We start from the raw sequence: 26,193 nt of genomic DNA, 5'->3' as shown, positions 1-26,193 counted from the left end.
CTTATAAGCTTTATATAATCCTCTCCCAATTTCTCCATTAACCATTAACCACTAACCATTAATCATTAACCATTAACCTTGCTTCCAAAGTGGATAACAAAGATTTTTAAACATCTATCTTTTTGGTCAATGAATATTATTTTATTACTTTTGCACCCGTTAAGTTCAATATTGAAACAGAAACCGTTCTTTATGAAACGTACATTTTTAGATTACTTTTTTATCACCCTCAAAGGGCTCGCTATGGGTGCTGCCGATGTAGTACCAGGAGTCTCAGGGGGAACTATTGCCTTCATTTCGGGTATTTATGAAGAGTTAGTCGATTCTATCAGCAAAGTAAACTTACAAGCCTTCAAACTCCTTTTTACAAAAGGGTTAGTTGCTTTCTGGAAACACATCAATGGGAACTTTTTTGTAGCTCTCTTTGTAGGGATAGGTATCAGTATCCTCTCACTTGCCAAAGGTATGAAATGGCTGTTAGAAAATCACCCCATAATGGTATGGTCTTTCTTCTTCGGACTAATGATTGCAAGTGTCTTTTTCCTAACAAAAGAAATAAAACGTTGGAATCTCGCCGCTGTCTTAACTATGATAGTTGGAGGGATTGTTGCTTATATTATCACTGTTATTCCTCCTTTGGTAAATGGCAGTAACCAAAGTATTATCTTTATCTTTTTCTGTGGTGCCTTAGCCATTTGCGCTATGATACTCCCAGGTATATCAGGAGCTTTTGTATTGGTACTTCTGGGGGCTTATCACACTGTTTTAGATGCGCTTAGTTCTTGGAATTTTAAAGTGATTGGCGTTTTTGCTATTGGGGCTATCACAGGTATTCTTAGCTTTTCAAAAGCCTTAAAATGGTTATTTGCTAAATTCCGAAACCTTACCTTTGCAGGACTCACAGGCTTTATTATTGGGTCACTAAACAAAGTATGGCCTTGGAAAGAAACTCTCGAAACAGACCCTACTAATGGCAGTGTGATATGGGAAAAAAGCATATCGCCTTGGGCTTTCAAAACAATCACCAATACCAATCCGCAAATCCTAACCGCTATCTTATTGGCTATTATAGGTTTCTGTGTGATTTACTCTATTGAAAAGTTAGGCGCAAAACGCACTCAAAATTAATATGAAACCATTAGAACGAGGACATAAAAAACTACTCAATGCGTGGGCTTTTTACGATTGGGCTAACTCTGTCTATTCTCTCACCATTGTCTCTACTATCTTCCCTATTTTCTACGGATTGTTATTTCGTATTGCAAAGCTCACCCATATTGAGCTCTTTGGAATGGTGATTAAAAGCACTTCTGTGATTGCTTTTGTAACCGCTTTAGCTTTTGCAGTAGTGGTAGTACTCTCCCCTATCCTCAGTGGTATCGCCGATTACTTAGGAAATAAAAAGAGCTTTATGCGCTTTTTCTGCTATTTAGGAGCTATCTCTTGTGTAGGGTTATATTGGTTTTCCTTAGAACATATTTACTTCGGACTCTTGTGCTATTTTTGTGGCGTAGTAGGCTTTTGGGGGAGTATCGTATTCTATAATTCTTATTTACCCGATATCGCTCTCCCTGAACAGTACGACGCTGTAAGTGCGAAAGGATACAGCTTAGGGTATACAGGTAGTGTATTACTACTTATTTTTAACCTCATAATGGTAATGAAACCACAATGGGTAGGCTTTGCTACTGCTGATGCTGAAACTACTCTCACCACTATGCGCATCTCGTTTATTACAGTAGGAATATGGTGGATAGGTTTTAGTAGTATCCCCTTCTATTATCTTCCTTCTTATAAAAAAGGCAGAGGGGAGTTCAGCAAAAGCATTCTTTTCAACGGTTTTAAAGAACTGCGCAAAGTATGGCAATTTCTCTCAGCTTCTCCTCGTTTGAAGTGGTATCTTATTGCTTTCTTTGTGTACAGTATGGGTGTACAAACCGTTATGCTGATAGCCACTTATTTTGGAGAGCAAGAAATACAATGGGCAAACTCCGAAGAAAGCACTATGGGGCTCATTATAAGTGTACTCATTATTCAATTAGTAGCTATTTTAGGAGCACACCTTACGGTTTTAACAGTGCGCAAATGGGGTAATATTGCAGTGCTCATTGGGCTTAATGTTATATGGGTAGGCATCTGTTTGCTTTCATATTGCGTATATAAACCTACTGAGTTTTATGCAATAGCTATTTTAGTAGGGCTTGTAATGGGGGGCATACAAACGCTATCACGTTCCACCTATTCTGCTTACTTACCCGAAACTAAAGATACTACTTCCTTTTTCAGTTTTTACGATGTAACTGAGAAATTGGGTATTGTAATAGGAATGGGGGTTTATGGTATGATAGACCAATTTACCAATAATATGCGCAATGCTACTATTTCACTAATAGTTTTTTTTGTTTTAGGAATGTTACTGCTTTTTAAAGTGCGAAAAGTAAGTCGTGTAGCTAATGAATAATTATGAAGATATTTTCTGAATTTAGGTTTTTCCTTGAGAAATACGGCTTTGCAGTATCATCGCGTTTAGCCGAGAAGTTAGGAATGCGTGCTAAAGACGTTCGTATTGTTTTTATTTACGGTACCTTTGCCACCTTAGGAGCTTGGTTTGGTGTATATTTGCTTTTAGCATCACTTTTGAAAATTAAAGATTTGTTCTTTGCTAAACGCACCTCTGTATTTGATTTGTAATTATTTTTTTCTTTAAATTTGCACCTTTCAAAAATACTTTGTATATTTGTGCGTTTATTAGAGTATAACTACTAATAACTTCAATCATAAGTAAAACTAAAATTTATTATATTATGGCAAAAACAGGAAACATATTATTAGGATTGGCAACAGGTGTTGCTATTGGAGTGGGCTTAGGTATTCTCTTTGCTCCTGATAAGGGTAAAGTCACCCGCGAAAAGATTAAAGATACCGTAAGTGACAAGGCTGAAAAGCTAAAAGAACAACTTGACCGTTTAACTGAAAATGTAAAAGAAAAATCAGCGGAACTAAAAGGTTCTTTGGAAGAAAAAGTAGACACCCTACTTTCCAAATCAAGCTATAAAGCCGAAGACGTGATTACTTTCTTAGAAAAGAAATTAGCCGCCTTAAAAGCAGCTAACGCTAAATTGCAGAAATAAGCACATATGTCTATCCACTCTATCAAAGAAACTTTTGAGGAAGTTCCTACAAAAGCAAGTACCGCTCTCAATTCGCAGATAGCTTACTATAAACTATTCCTTTTTAGGTTTATAGGTAAATCGTCTTACGGACTTATAACCTTTTTTATAGTATCCTTTGCGAGTTTGTTGGTATTGTTCTTTTTGTCTTTCGCCGGAGCGTATGCTATTGGTGAAGCACTTGGTAGCAATGCCTTAGGTTTTGCTATTGTAGGAGCTTTCTATGTGTTGATTGCGGTAATAATATTGGCTTTCCGCAAAAAACTTATTGAGAAGCCTCTATTAGAAAAACTCTCTGAAATCTATTTTAAAGCTGAACCCGATGACGAAGAATAAAATCTATAGCTCTTTTGAAGAAATTGATAACGACCTTAAAATACTGCGTTTAGAAAAGGAAATAGACCGACTATCTCTTACCAATCAAGTATCGGCAGTGGCAGAGAGTTTAACTCCTAAAAACTTACTTGCTCACACGTGGCTTTCTTTTTTGTTTAACGAAAGAAGATGGCTAAACTTAGCTATTGAATACGCTATGTTTTTCCTTTTCAGAAGAAAACGCAAATAACCCACTTATAACTTACAATGAGACATAGCCTTGTAAAGAACCTCGATTGGACTTCAGTAATACTATACTTACTATTGGTAATGTGTGGTTGGATAGCTATCTTTTCCACTACTTACAGCGACTTAAACGTTACTTCTATCTTCGACCTCAATCAGTTTTATGGAAAGCAGTTGCTTTTTATTGGGCTTAGTTTCTTGCTTATTATCTTTATCTTAGCCATAGATAGCAGGTTTTATATCAACTTTTCAGTAATATTCTACATCATCTCGATTATACTATTAGCTGGACTGTTTATTTTTGGTAAAGAGACAAATGGAGCTAAAGCTTGGTATGCCTTTGGCTCAGTTACAGTACAACCCAGTGAGTTTGCTAAAGTAGCTACGGCTCTTGCCTTTTCGCGTTATGTGAGCGATATCCACACCGATATTCGCCGTACTCCTGACCTCTTACGGGCTATTGCAATTATTTGTATTCCTGCCGTACTCATCTTATTACAACCCGACGTAGGAAGCTTATTAGTGTTCTTTTCATTAGCTTTTGTACTTTTCCGCGAAGGTATGCCCTCTGCCCTACTCTTCTATCTATTTCTTTCAGGAGTAGTATTTGTTTCCTCACTAAAGTTTGGAACAACTTTCACTCTGTTTGCTTGTGCAGCTTGTATTGGATTTTACGGCTTTTGGCATAAGAGAAAAACAAAACGCATTCCGTTTCAAAATATATTTATCTTATCGGTTATATGCTTGCTTACGGCGTTTGTTACGCACCCAGTATACGATAACGTACTCAAACAACACCACCGCAATCGTTTGAACTTATGGCTACGTCTTGAAACTGACCCTCAGAAGATAGCTGCAATGAAGCGCGACTTTGCCTATAATACTAATATGGCTGAATCGGCGATAACCTCAGGAGGTACTTTTGGGAAAGGTTTCTTGGAAGGTACTCGTACCAAAGGTAGCTTTATCCCTGAACAACATACCGACTATATCTTCACAACCGTAGGTGAAGAATGGGGCTTTATGGGTACTGCCTTAGTGGTCATACTCTTCTCATTTTTACTATTGCGACTTATAGTACTTGCCGAGCGACAGAAATCTAAGTTTAACAGGGTGTATGGGTATTGTGTGGTATCAATACTGTTTGTGCATTTCTGTATCAATATCGGTATGGTGATTAGCTTAATTCCTACCATTGGGATTCCGTTGCCTTTCTTCAGCTATGGAGGTTCTGGGCTTTGGGCGTTTACTATTCTGCTTTTTATCTTCTTACGATTAGATGCTAACAGACTGAACGATTGGATTCGATAATAATGACGAATGACAAATTACGAATGACAACAAATTCATATAAAGAAAAACTTTCAGAGGCAACCCAACAATACCTAAAACTTACTAAACAATACAACCAAATTAGCTTCCTCCGATTAGCTGAAATGCTACTTATTATTTGGTCAGTATACAAACTTATAAAAGCTCCATCAGTAGTAATGGGGCTATTTTGTATGCTTGCTATTGTGGTTTTTCTTCTTTTGATAGTAAAACACAAGAAAATAAGTGCGTTGCGCAGTATCGCTCAAACTAAAATACGCCTCAATGAGCAGGAAATTGCATTTTTAGAACAACATACTTTCTTCACCGATAACGGCAAAGATTTTCAAGAAGAAAACCACCCTTATGCTTACGATTTGGATATTTTAGGTGAACATTCACTTTATCATTATCTTAACCGTACGCATACTTTCTTAGGCAAAAAACTTTTAGCCAAGCGACTTCTCTCTCCTTCTTCTGAGGACATTATCAACACACAAGAACAGATAAAAGCACTTACTCCCGATCTAAGCTGGCGACAAACCTTTACTGCTTATGCTCAACAAATAGATGACAGCAAAGATTTTTACATTAAACTACGCACTTGGGCAAGCAGTACTGCAAAACTATTGAGCAAAACAATGCAATATACTCTCATTGTTCTACCTATATTCCTCATCATAAGTCTTTTGATAGGATATGGAAACGACAACGAACTACTAAAAAGCGTTGGAAAGCTCTTAATCACTGTAAACTTGCTACTGTTTTTCTCTTTTATTGGTAAAATGACGAAAGAAAAACTCGGTTTTGAGCGTACTTATACGATGTTATATGCTTTTAAGGAGTGTATTGCACAAGTAGAAGCGCGTTTTCCTGAGAAAAACAAACAAGCAAGCGCTAAAATAGCTCAACTTTCCCGATTGTTAGACGATTTGGATAACGTGAGTAATATATTAGTCTCTATACCCCTAAACCTTTTCTCTTTTTATCACGTACATCGTTATCAGCAACTTTTGCAATGGAAGTCGCAATATGCAAGCTGTATTGAAGAATGGTTAGAGTCGGTGGGGGAAACGGAAGTGTTGTGCAGTTTTGCTAATTTTAGTTATAACAACCCTGAATTTGTTTATCCTACCCTCAATAATGATTATGAAATAGCTTTTGAAGCCGTAGGACACCCGCTTATCCCTTCTGAACATCGGATTACCAATGATATTACGTTGGACAAGCACGCTTTTGTATTGCTTACGGGCTCTAATATGTCGGGTAAGAGTACTTTCTTGCGCACTTTGGGAGTTAATATGTTGCTTACCCTTGTTGGGTTACCTGTTTGTGCGCGCAAAGCCAATGTACACCCTTTGCGTTTACGCGTCTCTATGCGTCTTGCTGATTCGCTTAACGACGGCAAATCGTATTTCTTTGCTGAAATCAATCGTATACAGCAGATAATGGAGACCTTAGAGGACGAACGTTGCTTTGTGCTCTTGGACGAAGTACTACGGGGAACTAATTCAGAAGACAAACAGTACGGCACTATTAAGATTATCGAACGATTGCTTTCCTTACAAGCTTTGGGCGTGCTGGCTACTCACGATATAGAAGTGTGTAAACTTACTGAACAATATCCTCATCAACTTCAAAATAAATGCTTTGAGTCTGACATCACCAATGGAGAACTCACTTTCGACTATAAGTTAAGAGAGGGCGTTTGCCAAAACAAAAATGCTACCTTCTTGATGAAGAAATTGGGAATCATTGAAGATTGAAATGATTAATGATTAATGGTTAGTGATTAATGATTAATAATAAAGTGTGAGTGAACAGGCTTGAAGAGTTTGGGTGACTTGGAGGAGTTCGGAAAATATCGGAAGAAGAAAATAAAAGAGTTGCTAAAAGGAATAAAACGCCGTATTTTCTTCCAAAAGATGAAAAGTACCGGAGAAGGGATTGTGATACAGTTAGCTTATAGGAAGCTTATAGGATAAACGAACAAAGAGTGGCTCTACAGTGGCTCTACAGTGGGTCTACAGTGGCTCTACAGTGGGTCTACAACGAACAAAAGACGAACAAAAGACGAACAAAGAACGAACAAAGAACGAACAAAAGACGAAGGAAGAGTGTAGCTAAGTTAGTACTAAGTAGAAGAATACTTGAACGTGTAAGGCAAGTTTCTTCTTTTTTTTATGCCTTTAAACTAACATTTTAGGCTTTAAATATTGTTAGTTGGTAATTATTCACTACCTTTGCACCAAATTAAATAGAAATGGCAAATACCAAATATATATTTGTAACTGGGGGCGTAACTTCTTCTTTGGGGAAGGGCATCATTGCGGCTTCGCTTGCCAAGCTCTTGCAGGCTCGTGGCTATAGGGTGACAATACAAAAATTTGACCCTTACATCAATGTAGACCCTGGTACGCTTAATCCTTATGAACACGGCGAATGTTTCGTGACCGAAGACGGTGCTGAGACTGACCTCGACTTGGGACATTATGAACGCTTCCTAAACGTACACACTTCACAAGCTAATAATGTAACCACAGGACGCGTTTACCAAAGCGTTATCGAGAAAGAACGCCGTGGTGAGTTCTTGGGCAAAACGGTGCAAGTAATACCTCACATTACCAACGAAATTAAGGAACGCATTCAGATACTTGGCAAAACAGGCGAATACGACATTGTGATTACCGAAATAGGTGGTACGGTGGGCGACATCGAATCGTTGCCTTATATAGAATCAGTAAGACAGCTTCTGTGGGACTTAGGAGAGCACAATGGCATCGTGATACATCTTACCTTAGTACCTTACCTTGCTGCGGCAGGTGAACTGAAAACCAAACCTACGCAACACAGCGTAAAAACCCTGATGGAAAGCGGTATTCAAGCCGATATACTGGTTTGCCGTACCGAACACGAACTTTCGGACGAGCTTCGATACAAGCTGGCGCTTTTCTGCAATGTGAAGCGAGAGGCAGTAATCCAATCTATTGATGTGCCTACTATTTACGATGTACCTAATATGATGCTTTTAGAAGGGTTGGACAAAGTGACACTCAAGAAGTTGAACCTCCCTTGTAAAAACGAGCCCGACCTCACCCAATGGAACACTTTTTTGCAACGCTACAAGAACCCCAAACACCGCATAAAAGTAGGGTTAGTAGGCAAATACGTAGAGTTACAAGATGCGTATAAGTCGATTTTAGAAGCCTTTATACACGCTGGAGCGGCGAACGAAGTGCGCGTGGATGTGGAGAGTATTCACTCAGAACACCTCAATGAAGAAAATATAGAAGCCAAATTAGGTCATCTGGACGCTGTGCTCGTAGCCCCAGGTTTTGGCGGTCGCGGTATTGAAGGCAAGATAAAAGCTATTGAATACGTGCGTGAACACCGCATTCCGTTTTTGGGAATTTGTCTTGGAATGCAAATGGCAGTCATTGAATTTGCCCGACACATAGCTGGACTTAAAGGCGCTAATTCTACCGAAATGAACGAGCAAACGCCTTATCCGGTAATCAGCTTGATGGAAAGTCAGAAGGAAATTACTCACAAAGGAGGCACTATGCGCCTTGGGGCTTGGGCTTGTGAACTTAGCAAAGGCAGTAAGATATACGAAGCCTATGGCAAAAAAGAGATTTCGGAACGACACCGCCACCGCTATGAGTTTAACAACGACTACAAAGAACAGCTCGAAAAGGCAGGCTTGCAGTGCACTGGTATCAACCCCGATACGGGTTTGGTGGAAGTGATAGAATTGCCAAATCACCCTTGGTTTGTGGGCGTACAGTATCACCCCGAATACAAGAGCACCGTTGCCAATCCGCATCCGCTATTTGTAGCTTTTGTGAAGGCAGCCTTAAACAATAAACTAAAAAAGAACTAAAACACGGATAAAAACACTTATATGGAAGAAAAAAAATTCGATTTAAAGAGTATTATAGGTTTTACCTTGATTTTTATACTTTTGATGTGGTTTATGAATAACAATAAACCAAGTGAAGAAGAATTAGCTAAACGCAAAGCTCAACAAGAACAACAAGCAAACCAAGCTACTAACACCCAAAAAGACACCCATACCGCTACCTTCCAAGGTATCCCTACTGATTCGGTAGCCTTAGAAAAGTACAAAGCCAGCTTAGGAGCTTTTGCCTATTCGGCTACTCTACCGTCGGCAAAAGACGGGGTAACTGTATTGGAAAACAAAGACATCAAGCTCTCTATCAGCAACCGAGGCGGACAACCCAAGGAGGTTTTGCTCAAAGAATTTAAAACTTATGATTCTTTACCTGTTTACTTAATTAAAGATTGGAATGCTACTTTTAACCTCAGTTTTACTACTGCTCAGAACCAAACCCTAAGTTCTAAAGACTTGTACTTTGAGCCTACGCTAAGCGAAAACAACGGCAACAAAGTGCTTTCGATGAAGCTCAAAACTTCAGAAAACGCTTATTTAGAATATGTGTACACTCTACCAAAAGAGGGTTATATGTTGGACGTGGCAGTGCGCTCACAAGGTTTATCGGGTGTTGTGAATACTTCTAAGCCTATGAACATCGACTGGAAGTTACAGGCACGCCGTATGGAGAAGAGCGTCACCTATGAAAACCGTTATACGCAAGCGACGGTGCAGTACGACGGCGACCGCATTAGCCGCTTGAGTCAAGGAGGTAATGACGAGCAAAAAGAAGAGAAAGTGAACTGGGTGGCTTACAAACAGCACTTGTTTACATCGGTGCTCATTTCTGACAACCCGTTTGCCAAAGGCGATTTCGTTTCTCACAATATCGCTATGAGCGAAGGGAAAGATGTAAAATACACCAAGAACTTCCTCACTTCTTTGCCTATACAAGCGAAAAGCGGAGAGCTAAGCGAGTCGTTGCACTTCTATTTTGGACCTAGCGATTACAACGTGCTCAAACAGTACAACGACAAGTATGAACTTACTGAGCTCATTCCGTTAGGCTGGGGTATTTTTGGTTGGCTCAACAAATGGTTGTTCATTCCGCTTTACAACTTCCTCACTGATTATTTCTCGGTAGGATTGGTGATTATTTTGATGACCATTATCGTGCGTTTATTATTGTCGCCTATCGTTTACAAATCGTACGTATCACAGGCTAAGATGAAGGTATTGCGCCCTGAGATTGAGGAAATCAACAAGAAATATGAAGAACCTATGAAACGCCAACAAGAAACTATGGCGCTCTACAACAAAGCAGGTGTGAACCCGCTCAGCGGTTGTATTCCTGCTCTGTTACAGTTGCCTGTGTTCTTGGCACTCTTTAACTTCTTCCCTACCGAATTTGGATTGAGACAAAAGAGTTTTTTATGGGCTCACGACCTATCGTCATACGATGCTATTTTTGAACTTCCTTTCTCTATACCGTTCTACGGAAGTCACGTGAGTCTGTTTCCATTGTTGGCTTCTATCGCTATTTTCATCTACTCAATGATGACAATGGCACAGACTGCACAACCTCAGCAACCTGGAATGCCTAATATGAAGTTCCTCATCTACTTATCACCAGTGATGATGTTGTTCTTCTTTAACAACTACGCCAGCGGACTGAGTTTGTACTACTTTATATCTAACCTATTGACCATAGGCATTATGTTGGCTATCAAGTATTGGATTATAGACGAGCAGAAGATTCACGCACAGATACAAGAAAACAAGAAAAAACCTAAGAAGGAAAGTAAATTCCAAGCTAAGATGCGTGAGATGATGGAGCAAGCCGAAGCCCAACGCAAGGCACAACAGAAGAGATAACCGAAGGATTAAAAAATAATTATAAGGTACTCCGAGCCCTTAACATAAGGGGGATGGAGTACTTTATAAGTTGTGGAGAATATCCCAAAAGCCTTTAACAGAGTAGGAAAGAAGATTAATAATTAAAAACAAATGAGAAAAGTTATTCTTATAGCAGTAGCAGTGCTAGTAGCACTGACTGTTAGCAATTGTGGGAAAGGGGGCGATGATGCTCCTAAGGAGCCAAAAACTAAGATTTACGAGAATTTTGAAATTACTGAAGATGGCTCAACATTAGTGAAATGGCTTACTGATGAAGAAACTACCATTGATATGGCAGCAGACGAGATGCTGAGCAAAGTAACTGCTATCTCAGATTATGCTTTTGCAGAACACCGAGAAATAACCTCAGTGACTTTGCCCAAAGGCTTAAAGAAAATGGGGAAATGTGCTTTTAAGAGCTGTTCAAAATTAACTTCCATTGTTATTCCTGAGGGGATAACAAGCATAGAAGAGGGTACTTTTGCGTGGTGTGGAGCCTTAACTTCGGTTACTATCCCGGGCAGTGTTACAAGCGTAGGATATGCGGCTTTTTCCCAATGTACCAATTTAGCCAAAATTACTATTCCTGACAAAGGTTTAGTAACCATAGGAGAGCGCGCTTTTTCGTGCCCTGCCTTAAAATCGTTTACTATCCCTACTACGGTAACAAGTATAGAGAAATGGGCTTTTTTTGATTGTCAAAAGCTTACTTCGTTAGTTATTCCTACTACTGTAAGAAGCATAGGAGAGGGTGCTTTTGCAAACTGTAAGACTATAACCTCTATAGTAATTCCTAAGGGAATAACAAAAATTGAAGATTCTACTTTTATGAATTGTGAAGTTTTGACCTCGGTTACTATCCCTAATACCGTAACAAGCATAGGTAGTGGTGCCTTCAGTTCTTGTAAGTCCTTACCTTCTATTGCCATTCCTAATACTGTAACAAATATAGGAGAAAGTGCTTTTAGTTTGTGTTCTGCATTGAAATCGTTCACCTTCCCCGATAATAATAGTATTACTAGCATTGAGGAAAAAACTTTTTTGGCTGCCGGTTTAACTTCTATTACTATTCCTAATACCGTAAAAAGTATAGGAAATAATGCTTTTGCTGAATGTCCTGGATTAAAGTCGGTTACTTTAAAAGGAGGTACACCTCCCACCATAAATATCGACAGTTGGCCTGGTACTTTTAGCGATACTCCGCTTAATGCTATTTATGTGCCTGCTAATAGTGTAGAGACTTATAAAAAGGCTGATGGTTGGAACAAATTTGCCGATAAAATACAAGCTATTAAATAAGTTATTTGATAGATAACCTATTTTTTCTTGCTTTTTAGCAATACAATTTGTATCTTTGGTACATTATATAAAAAAGCATACAATGACACAGATATTAAACCACACTGATATTGAACACAAGATAAGACGGATTGCTTATCAGATTTACGAAACACACCTCAATGAAGAGGAGATTGTGCTGGCAGGCATTAATGGCAATGGCTATGTGTTTGCTGAGAAACTTGCAGTAGCACTTGCAAGTATAGCCCCTCTGAAAGTAGTTTTATGCCAAATTATAATGGATAAGAACAACCCATTGGCAGGCACTGCTACTTCTATTCCTGCGGAACAATACACCAATAAAGCAGTGATAGTGGTAGACGATGTGCTCAATTCAGGACGTACGCTCATCTATGGGGTAAAACACTTCTTGGAAGTCCCCTTAAAGCGACTTACTACCGCTGTATTAGTTAATCGTAATCACAAGGACTATCCTGTAAAAGCCGATTTTAAAGGCATATCACTATCTACTTCACTGCAAGAACACGTTTCGGTAACATTCGACACAAGTAAGTATAGTGTTGATTTATCAAATTAATAAGCTAATCTGTTCATTTGCTAATTAACTAATTTGTTATGTATACCACTCTTATCATTCTTTTTATATCGGCTTTGTTTTTTATGAGCGGGAAGGTGCGCTCCGATTTGGTAGCTATGTGTGCCTTAGTGCTCTTGGTGCTCTTTGGCATATTAACCCCTGAGCAAGCTTTATCGGGCTTTTCGGACAAGGTAGTAGTGATGATGATAGGGCTCTTTGTGGTAGGAGGCGCTATTTTCCAAACGGGATTAGCAAAGATGATGAGCAGTAAAATCTTACGCTTGGCAGGCGATAGCGAGGTAAAACTCCTTATCTTGGTAATGCTCGTTACGGCTTTTATCGGGGCTTTTGTAAGCAATACAGGTACGGTAGCCTTGATGATGCCCATAGTGGTGAGTATGGCAATGAGTGGTAACATCAACAGTAGTCGCCTGCTGATGCCTATGGCTTTTGCCAGTAGTATGGGCGGTATGATGACGCTCATCGGTACGCCTCCTAACTTGGTAATCGATGGAGAGTTAGTGAAAAACGGCTACGATAAACTCACTTTCTTTTCCTTTACTCCAGTGGGATTGGTGTGTTTGGCAATAGGACTGTTAGTTTTAATTCCCACCAGTAAGTTTTTTCTCTCTAAAAAAGGTGATTCTAAGCAAGAAGGGAACCGAAATGGCAAATCACTTACTGATTTGGTACGTGAATATCAACTCTCTAACAACTTATACCGCGTATTAGTAGAAGGAAACACTTTATTTATAGGTAAAACGCTCAAAGAAATCAACCTTTCGCAACGTTATCACATTTCGGTATTAGAAATCAGGCGCAAACCTACTTCTAACAATCCTTTTTTCAAAACAGGCAACCAAGAGGTAGTAAATGCTGATACCGTAATTTATGAAGGAGATATTCTTTATTTACGCGGTAGCTTTGAGTCGATTGAACAAATGAACGCCGAAAATCACTTAAATTTTCTCGACACACACCATCCCGAACAACGCTTGCCTAACGAGTTGCACTTCCACGATATAGGCATAGCCGAAGTACTGATAATGCCCGCTTCGAAATTGGTAAACACTCGCATCAGTGATAGCAAACTGCGCGAACACTTTGGGCTCAATATCTTAGGTATTCAGCGCAAGGATAACTATATTTTGCAAAACTTAAAAGACGAAAAGATGCACGCTGGCGACATACTATTGGTGCAAGGAACTTGGGAGCACATTGCTAAAATGGACGCTGAACGCAGTCAGTTGGTAGTATTAGGGCAACCTCTTGCCGAGGCTTCTAAGGTAACCCTCACCCACAAAGCTCCTATTGCTGCGCTGATAATGGTAGGAATGGTAGTCGCAATGATGTTTGATTTTATCCCCATAGCACCCGTTACTGCTGTGCTTATCGCCTCTTTATTGATGGTTATTTCAGGAGCTTTGCGCAATATTGAAGCTGCTTATAAGACGATTAACTGGGAGAGTATTGTACTCATTGCAGGTATGTTACCTATGGCATTAGCCTTGGAAAAAACAGGAGTATCAGCCTTAGTATCGAATGCATTAGTAGGGAGTTTAGGCGATAAGAGTCCGTACATACTCTTGGCAGGCGTGTATTTTACTACTTCGCTTATGACGATGTTCATCAGCAATACCGCTACAGCCGTACTCTTGGCTCCCATTGCTATTAAAACCGCCTTATCGTTAGGCTTACAACCCCACGCTTTTATGTTTGCAGTAGCCGTAGGTGCGAGTATGTGTTTTGCTTCTCCTTTCTCCACTCCGCCCAATGCATTAGTAATGTCGGCTGGGCGTTACACTTTTATGGATTACGTGAAAGTGGGCTTACCTCTGCAAATCATTATGGGGATTGTAATGGTATTCGTATTGCCATTATTATTCCCATTTCAATAAAAAGTTGTATCTTTGCCGAAATTTTTAAAAGTAAAGAATGAAAAAAAGAATTTCAGATTTTTTGTTAGACGTTTCTAAATACGTATTTGCGGGCTTATTAATCGCTCCACTATTCAACTCAACTTTCGCGTGCAACGATGCTTATTGGTGCGCTTTTACTGTAGCTATTTTAGCTCTTATAGTAGGGCTTTTCCTCTCTAAACAGAAAAAAGGAGCGGTGAATAAAAACAACAATAACAACCGCAACAAAAACTATCGCAAGAACAATAATAGCAGAAATAATACAACTTCTAACAGAGCATAACTATTTCTTCCTCTCAAAACTATGAAAGTCTATTTCGATAATGCGGCTACTACCCCCGTCTATCCAGAGGTAATACAGAAGATGACGGAAGTACTGAGGGATACTTATGGCAACCCCTCTTCTACACACGCCTTTGGGCGTAAAGCCAAGTCGCTTATTGAATATAGTCGCAAGCAAATAGCTAAACAACTGAAAGCTTCACCCTCTGAAATTATTTTCACTTCAGGGGGTACTGAAGCTAATAACCTTATCTTGCGCAGTTGTGTGCACGATTTAGGTGTACAAGTTGTCATTTCTTCCCCAATAGAGCATCACGCTGTTTTGCATACCTTAGAGGTATTAGCCAAAGAATATCCTATAAAAATAGTTTACGTAAACCTTACTAACAAAGGGGTCGTAGACCTCTCTCATTTAGAATACTTGCTCCAGCAATATACTGAAAAAAAGGTATTGGTGAGCCTAATGCACATAAACAACGAAATAGGGAACATTCTACCTTTAAAAGAAGTAACTGTACTCTGTAAACAATACAATGCTTATTTCCATTCAGATACCGTACAGTCTGTGGGGCATTACCCTATCGATTTGGAGGAAATCCCTGCCGACTTTATTACGGCTTCAGCTCATAAGTTTCACGGACCTAAAGGAGTAGGATTTGCTTTTATTAGAAAAGGTATTGCGCTACACAGCAGTATCACAGGGGGCGAACAAGAAAAAGGCTTGCGTGCAGGTACCGAAGCTGTTCATAATATAGTAGGAATGGAAGTTGCTTTTAGTCTATCATACACTAATTTAGATAGAAACACTGAAAAGCTCAAAGACCTGAAGCGTTATTTTATCAAACAACTCAAACATCATTTCCCAGAGGCGGTATTTAACGGAATGTCGGATACTTTAGACGAAAGCAGTTACACCATTGTGAACATAGGTTTTCCCTTATTGAAAAACCAAAATAGCACCCTGCTTTTTCAGTTAGACTTAAAAGGCATAGCTTGTTCCAAAGGGAGTGCTTGCCAGAGTGGAAGCGTGCAAACCTCTCACGTACTATCGGCTTTTTTACCTGAGGAAGCTCTACAATATCCCTCACTCAGATGCTCTTTTTCCATCTTTAACACAGTAAAAGACGTCGATTTTCTTATCGAAAGCCTTAAAGAAATTCCCCATAATAATTACTGATAATAAACTACTTACATTTCTATTACACTTTAAGCAGAAAAATATTTACAGAAAAATAGTAGGTAATTCAAAATATTGTTGTAATTTAGTAGCGTTTTTAAACAATAGTTGCATTTAAATCTTAGATATGTCAGAGGAAAAAAACACATTAGCCATAGAGGATAACCGCGAGGACAACCGTTTAGAAGATGCGTCATTAGTAAACTATGAGGCAATGTCTCTTAGTGAATTAACCAAAGAACTAAAAGAACTACTCCAAACTGAGAAAACCCAAGCTATCAAAAAGCAAGTGGACGCTATTCGTTATGAGTTCGACAAAAAATACGACGCTCTTGTAGAAGAGAAAAAAGAAGAGTTCATAGCCGACGGAGGAGAATTATATAATTTTTCTTACGAAATTCCTGTTTATAGAGAATTCTACACCGCTTTCAACGATTATCGCGAAAAGCGCAATCAATACTATAAAGAGATTGAGAAAACCCATAAAGAAAACCTTGCTAAACGCCGAGAAATCATCGAAGAACTCAAAAGCCTTCTCAATGCGGAAGAACATTTGGGTACTACCTTCAAGCAGTTTCAACAATTGCAAGAGCGTTGGCGCAAAGCAGGAGCCGTCTCTAATGCCGATTATGAGGATTTGTGGAATACTTATCACCACCACGTAGAGAATTTCTATGACTTTATCCACCTCAGCAAAGACTTACGTGACATCGACTTTAAGCGCAATTTAGAAGAAAAACTAAAAATTATTGAGCGTGCCGAAGCACTTGCCCAAGACGACGTAGATGCTCTCATTGCCTCTCGTGAGCTACAAGTGTTACACCGTGTTTGGAAAGAGGAAATAGGCCCTGTAGATAAAGAACACCGCGAAAGCATATGGCAACGTTTCAGTGAACTTACCAAGAAAATACACGACAAACGCCAATATTACCTCAAAAACTTAGATAAGATATACGAAGAAAATGCAGTGAAGAAGCAAGGCATCATTGAGCGGATTAAGAAACTCGGTGAGAAAGAGCCTACTACTCACAGCGCTTGGAAACAGCTTTCTAAGCAAGTAGAAGATTTACGTCAGTCGTTCCTAAATGTAGGAAAAGTACCTTTACAACAAGCTGATGAGGTATGGAAATCTTTCAATATAGCTTTACGTGCTTTTAACAAGAAGAAGAACCAATTTTACAAAACACTCAAAAAAGAGCAACAAGAGAACCTCACTAAGAAATTAGCCTTATTAGAAATAGCAAAAGCTAACCAAAATAGCACCGATTGGGAAACCACTACTGAACTGATGAAGAACATTCAGAGAGAGTGGAAAGAAATAGGAAGCGTTCCTCTTAGAAATACCGAAAAAATTTGGAAGGAATTCAAGAGAGCTTGTGATACGTATTTCAGTAGATTTGCTGAGACTATTCAGCATTCTAAAAATAAAGAGTCTGATGCGCTTGAACAAAAGAAAGCCTTTTTGGATAAGCTGAAAGAATATCAATTAGGTACCGATAGAGATAAAGAGATAGCAACCTTACAAAACTTTGTGAATGAATGGAATGCTATAGGAAACACTCATCATTCTAAGAGAACCATCGACATCAAATTCCATAAGATTATCGATGCACTGTACAAGAAACTCAATTTTGATAAGCAAGAAATTGAGCTTATCAAGTATAACAACAAGTTAGAACGACTTATCAACGATGATAACGAGAACTCCCTTAACAATGAGGTGATTTTTGTAAGACGTCGTATCGATGAACTCAAATCGGAGATACTACAGTTAGAAAACAACTTAGCTTTCTTTGGTAATATCGACGAGAAGAACCCATTAGTACGCGATGTGATTAAGAACATCAACAACCAAAAAGAAGCTCTTAAAACGTGGGAAAATAAACTTCGTGAGCTAAAGCATTTGCAAAAAACACAATTAGCTGAAGCCTCTGAAGAAAAAATAGAAGAAAAGGAATAATTTTATTGTTTTCATATTTAGAGAAGAGGTTATGCTTGCTAAGTAACCTCTTTTCGAGTTTTATATCTGTATGAAATTAGTGTTTGCTACCCATAATCAGCATAAATTAAAGGAAATACAAGCCCTTTTACCTAAAAATATCGAACTACTAAGTTTGAGCGACATAGGTTGCAATGACGATATAGCCGAGACTGCTACTACTATTGAGGGCAACGCTTTGCTGAAAGCTCAATACATCAAAGAGCATTATCATTGCAACGTTTTTGCCGATGATACAGGCTTAGAAGTACAGGCATTAAACAATGCTCCTGGGGTATATTCGGCACGGTATGCAGGTGAGCACAAAAGCGATGCAGAAAATATGTATTTGCTACTAAAGAATATGGAAGGAATCTCACACAGAGAGGCTCAGTTTAAAACGATTATTGCTTTATGTTTAGATGGCTCTATATATACTTTTGAAGGTATCGCAAAGGGACATATAGGCACTACTCCTGTAGGCACTAACGGTTTTGGGTATGACCCTATATTTATTCCTGAGGGTTCTGACCAAACTTTTGCCGAGCTGACCCAAGAAGAAAAGAACCGTATCAGCCACCGTGGGAAAGCCTTTGGAAAGCTATTACATTTCTTAAACCAAAATATTCAGTAAGAAAAATGAGTTTATTAGAGATTAAAAATATCAAACGAGATTTTAGATTAGGGTCTGAAATACTGCACGTACTGAAAGGCATCAACCTATCTATAGAGAAGGGAGAATACCTTGCCCTTATGGGACCATCGGGCTCTGGTAAATCTACTTTGATGAACATCTTAGGGTGCTTAGATACGCCTACCTCAGGCGAGTATATTCTGAACGGTAAAGATGTAAGCAAGATGAGCGACTCGGAATTAGCCGACATTCGCAATAAAGAGATAGGCTTCGTATTTCAAACCTTCAACCTAATGCCACGTACTACGGCTTTAGACAATGTAGCTTTACCTATGGTATACGCAGGCGTTAAGAAAGAAAAACGACACGAGCGCGCTAAAGAAGTACTGAAATTAGTGGGATTAGAAGACCGTATGCTTCACAAACCCAATGAACTATCAGGAGGGCAACGCCAAAGAGTAGCTATAGCGAGAGCTTTGGTAAACCACCCTTCAATTATCTTAGCCGATGAGCCTACTGGGAACCTTGACTCTAAAACTTCTTATGAAATAATGAACCTTTTTGACGAAATCTACCAAAAAGGGAATACCGTTATCTTGGTAACCCACGAAGAAGACATTGCTCGGTATGCCAAACGGATTGTCCGCTTAAAAGACGGACTTATAGAAACTGATAGCGCTAAGTAAATGAATATCGGAATTATTATCCCTGCTTATAACGAAGCTGAAAGCATTGGTATTACCTTGCAATCTCTGCTAAATCAGACCTATCTTCCCTATCAAATTATAGTAGTAGACGACGGTTCTAACGATACCACTGCTGAGGTAGTGAACCAAATTGCTACCCAATATCCCGTAGTACAATTGGTGCAACGCAGTGAGAAGGGGGAACATCTACCAGGGGCTAAAATAGTGCAGACTTTTATCTATGGGCTTCCTTACCTAAAAGAAGACGTAGAGGTGATTTGCAAGTTTGATGCCGACCTCATCTTCCCTAACAACTATCTCGAAACAATGTGCCAGCAATACAATGAAAATCCACAGTTGGGAATGTTTGGGGGCTTTTGTTATATTGAGAGAAATGGCTCTTGGGTACTTGAGAATCTCACTAATAAAGACCACCTAAGAGGTGCTGTAAAATCTTATCGGAAGGCGTGTTTTGAAGCTATAGGTGGACTTAAAATAGCTATGGGCTGGGACACCGCCGATGAGCTATTGGCGCGCTACCACGGTTGGACAGTACAAACTGACGATACTCTTCACGTAAAACACCTACGCCCGACAGGTGCTGGCTATAAAAGCAATGCCCGTTACCTGCAAGGAAGCGTTTTCTACCGTCTGCGATACGGTTTCTTCCTCACTTTACTCGCTGCCATAAAATTAGCCATAAGAAAACGCAATGGTAAACTCTTCTTAGATTATTGCAAAGGATTTTATAAAGCTAAACAAGAAAAACAACCTTACTTACTCACTCCTGAAGAAGGTAAATGGGTAAGACAATACCGATGGAAAGGGATTTTCAGTAAAGTAGTGAAAAGCAAAAAATGAAAAAGCAATAATATCAAAAATGCCAATAATACTAAATCGATAATGATGCGAAGTCGTAGCAGGACAGGCAACTAAACAAAGAGTAACCAAACAAAAGACAAACAAAATATCCTCTCCCCAGCCCTCTCCCAAGGAGAGGGAGTGTAGTAACGGAAAAGTGAGACGAACAAAAGACGGTGCGAACCGCACGGGCAGATAAACAAAAGACGAACAATGAACGAACAATGAACGAACCTAAGTAGAAGGTAAGTTAAAGCTAAGATAGACATAAAAAGAGAGTTATTAATAGATTTCAACATTGCCAAAGTTTGAAATTTTGGCAATGTTCATACAAATGACGGTGCGAGTAGGACGAGCAGATGAAGAATAAACGAACACAAAATAAAAATAAGACGGAGGTAAGAAGAGAGACAATTGGGTGTTTTCAACTTTAGCAAAGTTTGAAACTTTAGCAAAACTCATACTGCAAAAGTAATAGTATATAAAGGATACCCCTACCCCACTGCTAATTAAATGCTTTTCAGTTATTTTTATGCATCAAATGGCATATTTGGCAAATAATTATTATCTTTGCCCCGACTAAGAAACTAAAAAAACAAGGTTCAAGAATGATAAAACACAAGTATGGCAGAACGCAAACCAGTTTGCCCACTGAAATTATTGAACTACTGAACAACCAAGTGAGTAAAGAATTGGTATGTTCTATTCTTGACCCCTTCGAGTTCTACGACGAAAAAGATTCGCCTATAGCTCTTAAACTTATTGATAAACACATTCTTTTAGACGAAAAATAATGATTTTAGTAACTGGCGGAACAGGGCAGATTGGCAGTCGTTTACTTTTTCACCTTACCCAAAACAAGGCGCATAAAGTAAGGGCTATCTATCGCAATGCCCATTCATTAGAAAAAATCGAACAACTTTTTATACAACAATCCTCCAATGGAGCGGAACAATTCCGCTCTATTGAGTGGGTAGAAGCCGATATAAGTAACATTCCCGCACTCGAACAAGCGTTTGCGAATGTTTCTTTTGTTTTTCACTGTGCAGGCTTTATCTCTTACCAACCTAAAGATTTTGCTCAGCTCATCAAAGTGAATGTGGAAGGAACTGCTAATATCGTAAACTTGTGTATTGACTTTAAGGTAAAAAAACTCTGTTATGTGAGCTCTGTAGCTACCCTTTCGGCTTTGCCTCACACACCTATTGATGAGAAAAACGACTGGAATAGTGAGGACAATAACACTGATTACGCTATCAGTAAGAACGGTGGCGAAATGGAGGTATGGCGTGGCTCGCAAGAAGGATTGCCAGTGGTTATTGTAAATCCTTCAGTGGTGTTGGGTGCTGATTTCTCTGAACAAGGCTCTGCCTTGTGGTTTAAAAAAGTAGCTGATGGACAGAAATATTACCCCACAGGAGGTACAGGTTTTGTCGCGGTAGACGATGTAGTGCGTGCAATGATTGCCTTACAATTCTCCGAAGTTACGGGAGAACGCTTTGTGCTGAATACGGCTAATCTTACTTATCAATCACTTTTTGAGAAGATAGCCAAAGGATTAGGAGTGAAAGCTCCTACTAAAAAGATTTCTCATAAAGTATTGCGTCGTTTGGCACGTTTAGACGGCTTTTTGAGTTTCTTGGGTATCAAAAAACGAACCCTCACTCTCCAAACAGCCGATGCTCTCGGCTTAATAAGGACTTATAATGGCAATAAAATAAAAGAGTTTATCAATTTTCAATACAGTGATATCGATGAAGTAATCCAAGAGATTTGTGCAAAATATCCACTATGAGAAAATGGTTAAAATATCTTTTTAAAATACTTCTTTCCCCTTTGGCGTGTTTGTATGGTGCAATAGTTCGTCTGCGCCATTGGTGCTACAACGTGGGTATCTTTAAAGAACATACTTTTGCCGTACCTACTATTTGTGTTGGCAATGTAGCAGTAGGAGGGACAGGTAAGAGCCCAATGGTGGAATACCTCATCAGACGATGGCATAAACAGCGTAGAGTGGGCGTGCTCAGTCGTGGTTATAAACGCAAGACAAGGGGCTTTATATTAGCTACCAAGACTTCTACGGTATTAGATTTAGGTGATGAACCTTTCCAATTTTGGTGGAAATTTAAGGATATTATCTTAGCTGTTTGTGCCAACCGAGTAGAAGGTGTAGAACGAATGCTCGCCTTGCCTATGCCTCCTGAACTCATTATATTAGACGACGCTTTCCAACATCGCCCCGTAAAAGCAAAAATCAACATAGTGCTCACCGCTTACGGACATCTGTTTACTGACGACTGGCTACTGCCAATGGGGCGACTCCGCGATGTAGTAAGCCGAGTGCAACAAGCCGATATAGTGGTTGTAACTAAATGTCCTTCCTCATTGTCAGAAAAAGAACGTACTCAACTCATAGCGCGTTTACAGAAGCATTGCCTTTGTCCTATCGTCTTTGCAACCATTGCCTATGATAAGCAAGTATTTTCAGAGATGGAAAACATATATTTGACGACTTTCATTCAAGAACCTTTTACTTTGGTAACAGGCATTGCCAATCCGAATCCGCTACTCACATTCTTGAAAGAACAAGGAGCAGATTTTCAGCATTTAGCTTTTGCTGACCATCATCATTTTACCAAAAGAGAAATACAGCAATTGCAAGGCAAGCGAATCCTGACCACTGAGAAAGACTACGTGCGCCTGCAACCTCATTTGCAAGACTTGTACTACCTGCCTATCGCAATGCAATTCCTCACCCCCACTGATGAACATACATTTGGCACGGTTTTTGAAAATCTATAAACACGAAAAAATTACAAACTTTTATCAGTATGACAAGAAAACTCATCGCTATTGTAGCTTTTGTTTTGGTAGCTACTGCTACTCTTGAAGCTCAGGAAATTAAATGGATGACTTTTGACCAAGCTATTGCTGCTCAGAAGAAAAAACCTAAAAAAATATTTATTGACGTATACACTAATTGGTGTGGACCTTGCAAAATGTTAGCGAACAACACTTTTAAGAACAAAGACTTAGTAAAGTATGTGAACGATAATTACTACGCTGTAAAGTTCAATGGTGAAGGTAACGAAGTAGCGAACTACAAAGGACAAAAGTTTGAGAACAAAGGCTATGACCCCGCATTGGCTGAACGCCGTAACGCCACACACCCACTTACCGGCTATATGCAAGTACAGGCTTACCCAACAATGGTGTTCTTAGACGAAAATAACGATTTGATAACAGGTATCACCGGCTATATGTCGCCTACTCAATTAGAACTCTACTTGAAGATGTTTAACAACAATGATTACAAAAAAATCACTACTCAACAAGAGTTTCAAGTATATCAATCGAAGTTCAAACCTACATTTAAAAACTAATAAATACACTTTTTCATAAACACACGTCAAAAACTCTTGGCAGAATGTCAAGAGTTTTTTATTTTTTTACTACCTTTGCGGAGTAATTAGCAGATTATTCAAATTGGCAAATGGAAAGATTGAATTTATGGCAAAAATACTCATCATAGAAGACGAATCGGCAATTCGCCGTGTACTTACCAAAATATTGGTAGAAGAAAGCAAAGAGTACGAAGTAGAAGAAGCAGCTGATGGTGTAGAAGGCGTTGAGAAACTCAAAAAAGAGGACTACGACTTAGTGCTATGCGACATCAAAATGCCTAAGATGGACGGTATGGAAGTACTCGCTGAGGTCAAGAAACTCAAACCCGAAATCCCCTTTGTGATGATATCAGGTCACGGCGACCTCGAGACAGCAGTAAACGCAATGCGCTTAGGGGCTTACGACTATATCTCAAAACCACCTGATTTAAACCGCTTGCTCAACACTGTGCGCAATGCTCTCGACAAGAAGAAATTAGTGGTAGAGAATAAACACCTCAAAAAGAAGGTGAGCAAGAGCTATGAGATGATAGGAGAAAGTGTACCTTTGCAACAAATCCGTCAGATGATAGAAAAAGTAGCGCCTACCGAAGCGCGTGTGCTTATCACGGGCTCTAATGGTACAGGTAAAGAGTTGGTAGCTCACGCTATTCATTACCAAAGCGAGCGCAGAGAAGCTCCGATGGTAGAGGTAAACTGTGCCGCTATTCCTTCCGAACTGATAGAAAGTGAACTCTTCGGACATATCAAAGGGGCGTTTACTTCGGCGGTAAAAGACCGTGCAGGTAAGTTTGAAGCTGCTAACAATGGTACTATTTTCTTGGATGAGATAGGCGATATGAGTCTCTCTGCCCAAGCCAAAGTGTTGCGTGCGTTGCAGGAGAACAAGATTACCCGCGTGGGAAGTGATAAGGACATCAATGTAGATGTACGTGTAATAGCGGCAACCAATAAAGATTTAAAAAAAGAGATAGCCGAAGGTCGTTTCCGTGAGGATTTATACCACCGTTTGGCAGTAATTCTCATCAGAGTACCGTCACTTAACGAACGCAGAGACGATATCCCACTACTTATTGATTATTTTTCAGCAAAAATAGCCGAGGAACAAGGTATTAGTCCGAAGAAATTTAGCAAAAAAGCAATAGAGCTTCTTCAAAAACAAGATTGGACGGGTAATATTCGCGAACTGCGTAATGTAGTAGAGCGACTCATTATCTTAGGAGGCAAAGAAATCTCAGAATATGATGTAAAAGCGTTTGCAGGAAAATAGTGCGAGCCACACTGGCTCTTTAAATTAGGAAATAAGTAAGCGTTACAAAATCTTACCGATTAACTATGAACAAAATAAAATTCCTCTCTATAACTATTCAGAAATAAAAAATGACGGCAAGGAGTTCTCTCTACCGTCATTTTCTTTATATATAACTCTTCTTATAAAATAAGCATCGCATCACCGTAAGAATAGAATTTATATTTCTGCTCTACGGCTTCTTTATAAGCACGCATAATGAGGTCGTGCCCCGCAAAAGCCGAGACCATCATTAACAAGGTAGATTTAGGAGTGTGAAAGTTGGTAATCATTGCATTGGCTATACTAAAATCATATGGAGGAAAAATAAACTTATTTGTCCAACCGTCAAATGGATTTAGAAAACCATCAGATGAAACTGAGCTTTCCAACACGCGCATTACGGTAGTTCCTACCGCACATACACGTTTTTTATTCACCTTAGCTGCATTAATGATTTTTGTTTGACTTTCAGGAATGTGTATCTCTTCACTATCCATTTTGTGCTTAGAAAGGTCTTCTACCTCTACAGGATTGAAAGTTCCTAATCCCACGTGCAAAGTTACTTCGGAAAAGGTAATACCTTTTATTTCCAAACGCTTCATCAAGTGTTTGGAAAAGTGCAACCCCGCAGTAGGTGCAGCAACGGCGCCTTCGTATTTAGCATAAATAGTTTGGTAGCGTTCTTCATCTTCAGGTTCTACCGGACGAGAGATGTATTTAGGCAGAGGTGTTTGTCCAAGTTCAGTGAGATGCTGACGGAACTCTTCATAAGTACCATCATACAAAAAACGAAGAGTGCGACCGCGAGAGGTAGTATTGTCTATTACCTCGGCTACCAATTCGGCATTTTTGCCAAAATAGAGTTTATTGCCTATCCGTATCTTGCGAGCAGGGTCTACAAGTACGTCCCACAAACGTTGTTCAGCACTGAGCTCACGCAACAAAAATACTTCTATCTTTGCCTTTGTTTTTTCTTTATTCCCATACAAGCGAGCAGGAAATACTTTAGTATTGTTCAGTACAAACACATCTCCATCGTCAAAATAGTCGATTACATCTTTAAATAGTCGGTGTTCAATTTCTCCTGTTTTACGATGTATTACCATTAAGCGTGCTTCGTCGCGGTTCTCACTGGGATACTCAGCTAATAGCTCTTTAGGAAGTTCAAAATTAAAGTTTGAAAGTTTCATATATTTTCTATATAATAATCATCAGTTTATAAATGGTATCCTAACTTTTATGCTGAATTTAA

Annotated in this window: 26 protein-coding genes; 25 read left to right on the top strand and 1 reads right to left on the bottom strand. The window is 39.3% G+C overall.

Annotated elements, in window-relative coordinates; all coding sequences use genetic code 11:
* Positions 1 to 192 precede the first annotated feature (192 nt).
* The 25 genes from C3V44_RS00255 (at position 193) to C3V44_RS00130 (ending at position 24,920) form a co-directional block, all read left to right on the top strand.
* On the top strand, positions 193 to 1,128 hold the full coding sequence (locus C3V44_RS00255; RefSeq protein ID WP_106096598.1) for a DUF368 domain-containing protein: 936 nt from the start codon (positions 193 to 195) through the stop codon (positions 1,126 to 1,128).
* A gap of 1 nt (position 1,129) precedes the next feature.
* Positions 1,130 to 2,461, top strand: a complete 1,332-nt coding sequence (locus tag C3V44_RS00250; protein WP_106095132.1) for an MFS transporter — start codon at positions 1,130 to 1,132, stop codon at positions 2,459 to 2,461.
* Positions 2,462 to 2,463: 2 nt separating this feature from the next.
* Positions 2,464 to 2,691 (top strand): hypothetical protein, encoded by a 228-nt coding sequence (locus tag C3V44_RS00245; RefSeq protein WP_002672970.1) that lies wholly within the window; start codon positions 2,464 to 2,466, stop codon positions 2,689 to 2,691.
* A 113-nt stretch (positions 2,692 to 2,804) separates the two neighbouring features.
* Complete coding sequence (locus tag C3V44_RS00240) at positions 2,805 to 3,131, top strand: YtxH domain-containing protein (RefSeq protein WP_106095131.1); 327 nt, start codon at positions 2,805 to 2,807, stop codon at positions 3,129 to 3,131.
* 6 nt (positions 3,132 to 3,137) lie between these two features.
* On the top strand, positions 3,138 to 3,506 hold the full coding sequence (locus C3V44_RS00235; RefSeq protein WP_009421020.1) for a phage holin family protein: 369 nt from the start codon (positions 3,138 to 3,140) through the stop codon (positions 3,504 to 3,506).
* Positions 3,493 to 3,735 (top strand): DUF6327 family protein, encoded by a 243-nt coding sequence (locus C3V44_RS00230; protein WP_002672980.1) that lies wholly within the window; start codon positions 3,493 to 3,495, stop codon positions 3,733 to 3,735. Before C3V44_RS00235 ends, C3V44_RS00230 begins: the two co-directional genes overlap by 14 nt.
* 17 nt (positions 3,736 to 3,752) lie before the next feature.
* On the top strand, positions 3,753 to 5,042 hold the full coding sequence (gene rodA / locus C3V44_RS00225) for a rod shape-determining protein RodA (RefSeq protein ID WP_048746175.1): 1,290 nt from the start codon (positions 3,753 to 3,755) through the stop codon (positions 5,040 to 5,042).
* A gap of 2 nt (positions 5,043 to 5,044) precedes the next feature.
* Positions 5,045 to 6,808, top strand: coding sequence for a DNA mismatch repair protein (locus C3V44_RS00220; RefSeq protein WP_106095130.1), 1,764 nt, complete (start codon positions 5,045 to 5,047; stop codon positions 6,806 to 6,808).
* 60 nt (positions 6,809 to 6,868) lie between these two features.
* Entirely contained in the window at positions 6,869 to 7,027 is a 159-nt protein-coding gene (locus tag C3V44_RS11970) for a hypothetical protein (protein WP_164996585.1), read from the top strand.
* 278 nt (positions 7,028 to 7,305) lie between these two features.
* On the top strand, positions 7,306 to 8,925 hold the full coding sequence (locus tag C3V44_RS00210; RefSeq protein WP_009420450.1) for a CTP synthase: 1,620 nt from the start codon (positions 7,306 to 7,308) through the stop codon (positions 8,923 to 8,925).
* A 21-nt stretch (positions 8,926 to 8,946) separates the two neighbouring features.
* Positions 8,947 to 10,812: a membrane protein insertase YidC gene (yidC, locus tag C3V44_RS00205; protein WP_106095128.1), complete on the top strand. Its 1,866-nt coding sequence runs from the start codon at positions 8,947 to 8,949 to the stop codon at positions 10,810 to 10,812.
* A 132-nt stretch (positions 10,813 to 10,944) separates the two neighbouring features.
* Positions 10,945 to 12,132 (top strand): leucine-rich repeat domain-containing protein, encoded by a 1,188-nt coding sequence (locus C3V44_RS00200; RefSeq protein WP_106095127.1) that lies wholly within the window; start codon positions 10,945 to 10,947, stop codon positions 12,130 to 12,132.
* Positions 12,133 to 12,214: 82 nt separating this feature from the next.
* Positions 12,215 to 12,709, top strand: coding sequence for a phosphoribosyltransferase family protein (locus C3V44_RS00195; RefSeq protein WP_106095126.1), 495 nt, complete (start codon positions 12,215 to 12,217; stop codon positions 12,707 to 12,709).
* A gap of 38 nt (positions 12,710 to 12,747) precedes the next feature.
* Complete coding sequence (locus C3V44_RS00190; protein ID WP_009410677.1) at positions 12,748 to 14,607, top strand: SLC13 family permease; 1,860 nt, start codon at positions 12,748 to 12,750, stop codon at positions 14,605 to 14,607.
* 37 nt (positions 14,608 to 14,644) lie between these two features.
* On the top strand, positions 14,645 to 14,911 hold the full coding sequence (locus C3V44_RS00185) for a DUF6722 family protein (protein WP_009417984.1): 267 nt from the start codon (positions 14,645 to 14,647) through the stop codon (positions 14,909 to 14,911).
* 21 nt (positions 14,912 to 14,932) lie between these two features.
* Positions 14,933 to 16,087 carry a cysteine desulfurase family protein gene (locus tag C3V44_RS00180; protein ID WP_106095125.1) on the top strand — a complete coding sequence of 385 codons (1,155 nt, stop codon included), beginning with the start codon at positions 14,933 to 14,935 and terminating at the stop codon, positions 16,085 to 16,087.
* 127 nt (positions 16,088 to 16,214) lie between these two features.
* The gene (locus C3V44_RS00175) at positions 16,215 to 18,047 is read left to right on the top strand and encodes a DUF349 domain-containing protein (protein ID WP_106095124.1); all 1,833 of its coding nucleotides are present in this window, start codon (positions 16,215 to 16,217) and stop codon (positions 18,045 to 18,047) included.
* Positions 18,048 to 18,117: 70 nt separating this feature from the next.
* The gene (locus tag C3V44_RS00170; RefSeq protein ID WP_106095123.1) at positions 18,118 to 18,699 is read left to right on the top strand and encodes a non-canonical purine NTP diphosphatase; all 582 of its coding nucleotides are present in this window, start codon (positions 18,118 to 18,120) and stop codon (positions 18,697 to 18,699) included.
* Between the two features lie 5 nt (positions 18,700 to 18,704).
* The gene (locus C3V44_RS00165) at positions 18,705 to 19,385 is read left to right on the top strand and encodes an ABC transporter ATP-binding protein (protein WP_009410673.1); all 681 of its coding nucleotides are present in this window, start codon (positions 18,705 to 18,707) and stop codon (positions 19,383 to 19,385) included.
* Positions 19,386 to 20,246 carry a glycosyltransferase family 2 protein gene (locus C3V44_RS00160; protein ID WP_106095122.1) on the top strand — a complete coding sequence of 287 codons (861 nt, stop codon included), beginning with the start codon at positions 19,386 to 19,388 and terminating at the stop codon, positions 20,244 to 20,246.
* Positions 20,247 to 20,854: 608 nt separating this feature from the next.
* Positions 20,855 to 21,040 carry a hypothetical protein gene (locus C3V44_RS00150; RefSeq protein WP_106095120.1) on the top strand — a complete coding sequence of 62 codons (186 nt, stop codon included), beginning with the start codon at positions 20,855 to 20,857 and terminating at the stop codon, positions 21,038 to 21,040.
* On the top strand, positions 21,040 to 22,041 hold the full coding sequence (locus C3V44_RS00145) for an NAD-dependent epimerase/dehydratase family protein (protein WP_106095119.1): 1,002 nt from the start codon (positions 21,040 to 21,042) through the stop codon (positions 22,039 to 22,041). Before C3V44_RS00150 ends, C3V44_RS00145 begins: the two co-directional genes overlap by 1 nt.
* Entirely contained in the window at positions 22,038 to 23,048 is a 1,011-nt protein-coding gene (lpxK, locus tag C3V44_RS00140; RefSeq protein ID WP_106095118.1) for a tetraacyldisaccharide 4'-kinase, read from the top strand. Before C3V44_RS00145 ends, lpxK begins: the two co-directional genes overlap by 4 nt.
* 29 nt (positions 23,049 to 23,077) lie before the next feature.
* Positions 23,078 to 23,629: a thioredoxin fold domain-containing protein gene (locus C3V44_RS00135; RefSeq protein ID WP_002673044.1), complete on the top strand. Its 552-nt coding sequence runs from the start codon at positions 23,078 to 23,080 to the stop codon at positions 23,627 to 23,629.
* 127 nt (positions 23,630 to 23,756) lie between these two features.
* Positions 23,757 to 24,920, top strand: coding sequence for a sigma-54 dependent transcriptional regulator (locus C3V44_RS00130; RefSeq protein WP_106096597.1), 1,164 nt, complete (start codon positions 23,757 to 23,759; stop codon positions 24,918 to 24,920).
* Positions 24,921 to 25,081: 161 nt separating this feature from the next.
* Here C3V44_RS00130 and queA read toward each other — a convergent pair whose 3' ends face one another.
* Positions 25,082 to 26,131, bottom strand: a complete 1,050-nt coding sequence (queA, locus tag C3V44_RS00125; protein WP_009421022.1) for a tRNA preQ1(34) S-adenosylmethionine ribosyltransferase-isomerase QueA — start codon at positions 26,129 to 26,131, stop codon at positions 25,082 to 25,084.
* Positions 26,132 to 26,193: the final 62 nt, after the last annotated feature.

The organism is Capnocytophaga sp. oral taxon 864 (assembly GCF_002998835.1).
Taxonomy (GTDB): domain Bacteria; phylum Bacteroidota; class Bacteroidia; order Flavobacteriales; family Flavobacteriaceae; genus Capnocytophaga; species Capnocytophaga ochracea.
This window is presented reverse-complemented; position numbering and strand designations above follow the sequence as displayed.

Bases quoted from the DNA above. Each gene is read 5' to 3' on its own strand.
- C3V44_RS00165 (WP_009410673.1), top strand. From the start codon at position 18,705: ATGAGTTTATTAGAGATTAAAAATATCAAACGAGATTTTAGATTAGGG.
- C3V44_RS00195 (WP_106095126.1), top strand. From the start codon at position 12,215: ATGACACAGATATTAAACCACACTGATATTGAACACAAGATAAGACGG.
- C3V44_RS00220 (WP_106095130.1), top strand. From the start codon at position 5,045: ATGACGAATGACAAATTACGAATGACAACAAATTCATATAAAGAAAAA.
- C3V44_RS00235 (WP_009421020.1), top strand. From the start codon at position 3,138: ATGTCTATCCACTCTATCAAAGAAACTTTTGAGGAAGTTCCTACAAAA.
- lpxK (WP_106095118.1), top strand. From the start codon at position 22,038: ATGAGAAAATGGTTAAAATATCTTTTTAAAATACTTCTTTCCCCTTTG.
- C3V44_RS00240 (WP_106095131.1), top strand. From the start codon at position 2,805: ATGGCAAAAACAGGAAACATATTATTAGGATTGGCAACAGGTGTTGCT.
- C3V44_RS00135 (WP_002673044.1), top strand. From the start codon at position 23,078: ATGACAAGAAAACTCATCGCTATTGTAGCTTTTGTTTTGGTAGCTACT.
- C3V44_RS00175 (WP_106095124.1), top strand. From the start codon at position 16,215: ATGTCAGAGGAAAAAAACACATTAGCCATAGAGGATAACCGCGAGGAC.
- C3V44_RS00250 (WP_106095132.1), top strand. From the start codon at position 1,130: ATGAAACCATTAGAACGAGGACATAAAAAACTACTCAATGCGTGGGCT.
- C3V44_RS00150 (WP_106095120.1), top strand. From the start codon at position 20,855: ATGATAAAACACAAGTATGGCAGAACGCAAACCAGTTTGCCCACTGAA.
- C3V44_RS00245 (WP_002672970.1), top strand. From the start codon at position 2,464: ATGAAGATATTTTCTGAATTTAGGTTTTTCCTTGAGAAATACGGCTTT.
- C3V44_RS00190 (WP_009410677.1), top strand. From the start codon at position 12,748: ATGTATACCACTCTTATCATTCTTTTTATATCGGCTTTGTTTTTTATG.
- C3V44_RS00160 (WP_106095122.1), top strand. From the start codon at position 19,386: ATGAATATCGGAATTATTATCCCTGCTTATAACGAAGCTGAAAGCATT.
- queA (WP_009421022.1), bottom strand. From the start codon at position 26,131: ATGAAACTTTCAAACTTTAATTTTGAACTTCCTAAAGAGCTATTAGCT.
- C3V44_RS00185 (WP_009417984.1), top strand. From the start codon at position 14,645: ATGAAAAAAAGAATTTCAGATTTTTTGTTAGACGTTTCTAAATACGTA.
- C3V44_RS00255 (WP_106096598.1), top strand. From the start codon at position 193: ATGAAACGTACATTTTTAGATTACTTTTTTATCACCCTCAAAGGGCTC.
- rodA (WP_048746175.1), top strand. From the start codon at position 3,753: ATGAGACATAGCCTTGTAAAGAACCTCGATTGGACTTCAGTAATACTA.
- C3V44_RS00130 (WP_106096597.1), top strand. From the start codon at position 23,757: ATGGCAAAAATACTCATCATAGAAGACGAATCGGCAATTCGCCGTGTA.
- yidC (WP_106095128.1), top strand. From the start codon at position 8,947: ATGGAAGAAAAAAAATTCGATTTAAAGAGTATTATAGGTTTTACCTTG.
- C3V44_RS00170 (WP_106095123.1), top strand. From the start codon at position 18,118: ATGAAATTAGTGTTTGCTACCCATAATCAGCATAAATTAAAGGAAATA.
- C3V44_RS00210 (WP_009420450.1), top strand. From the start codon at position 7,306: ATGGCAAATACCAAATATATATTTGTAACTGGGGGCGTAACTTCTTCT.
- C3V44_RS00200 (WP_106095127.1), top strand. From the start codon at position 10,945: ATGAGAAAAGTTATTCTTATAGCAGTAGCAGTGCTAGTAGCACTGACT.
- C3V44_RS00230 (WP_002672980.1), top strand. From the start codon at position 3,493: ATGACGAAGAATAAAATCTATAGCTCTTTTGAAGAAATTGATAACGAC.
- C3V44_RS00180 (WP_106095125.1), top strand. From the start codon at position 14,933: ATGAAAGTCTATTTCGATAATGCGGCTACTACCCCCGTCTATCCAGAG.
- C3V44_RS00145 (WP_106095119.1), top strand. From the start codon at position 21,040: ATGATTTTAGTAACTGGCGGAACAGGGCAGATTGGCAGTCGTTTACTT.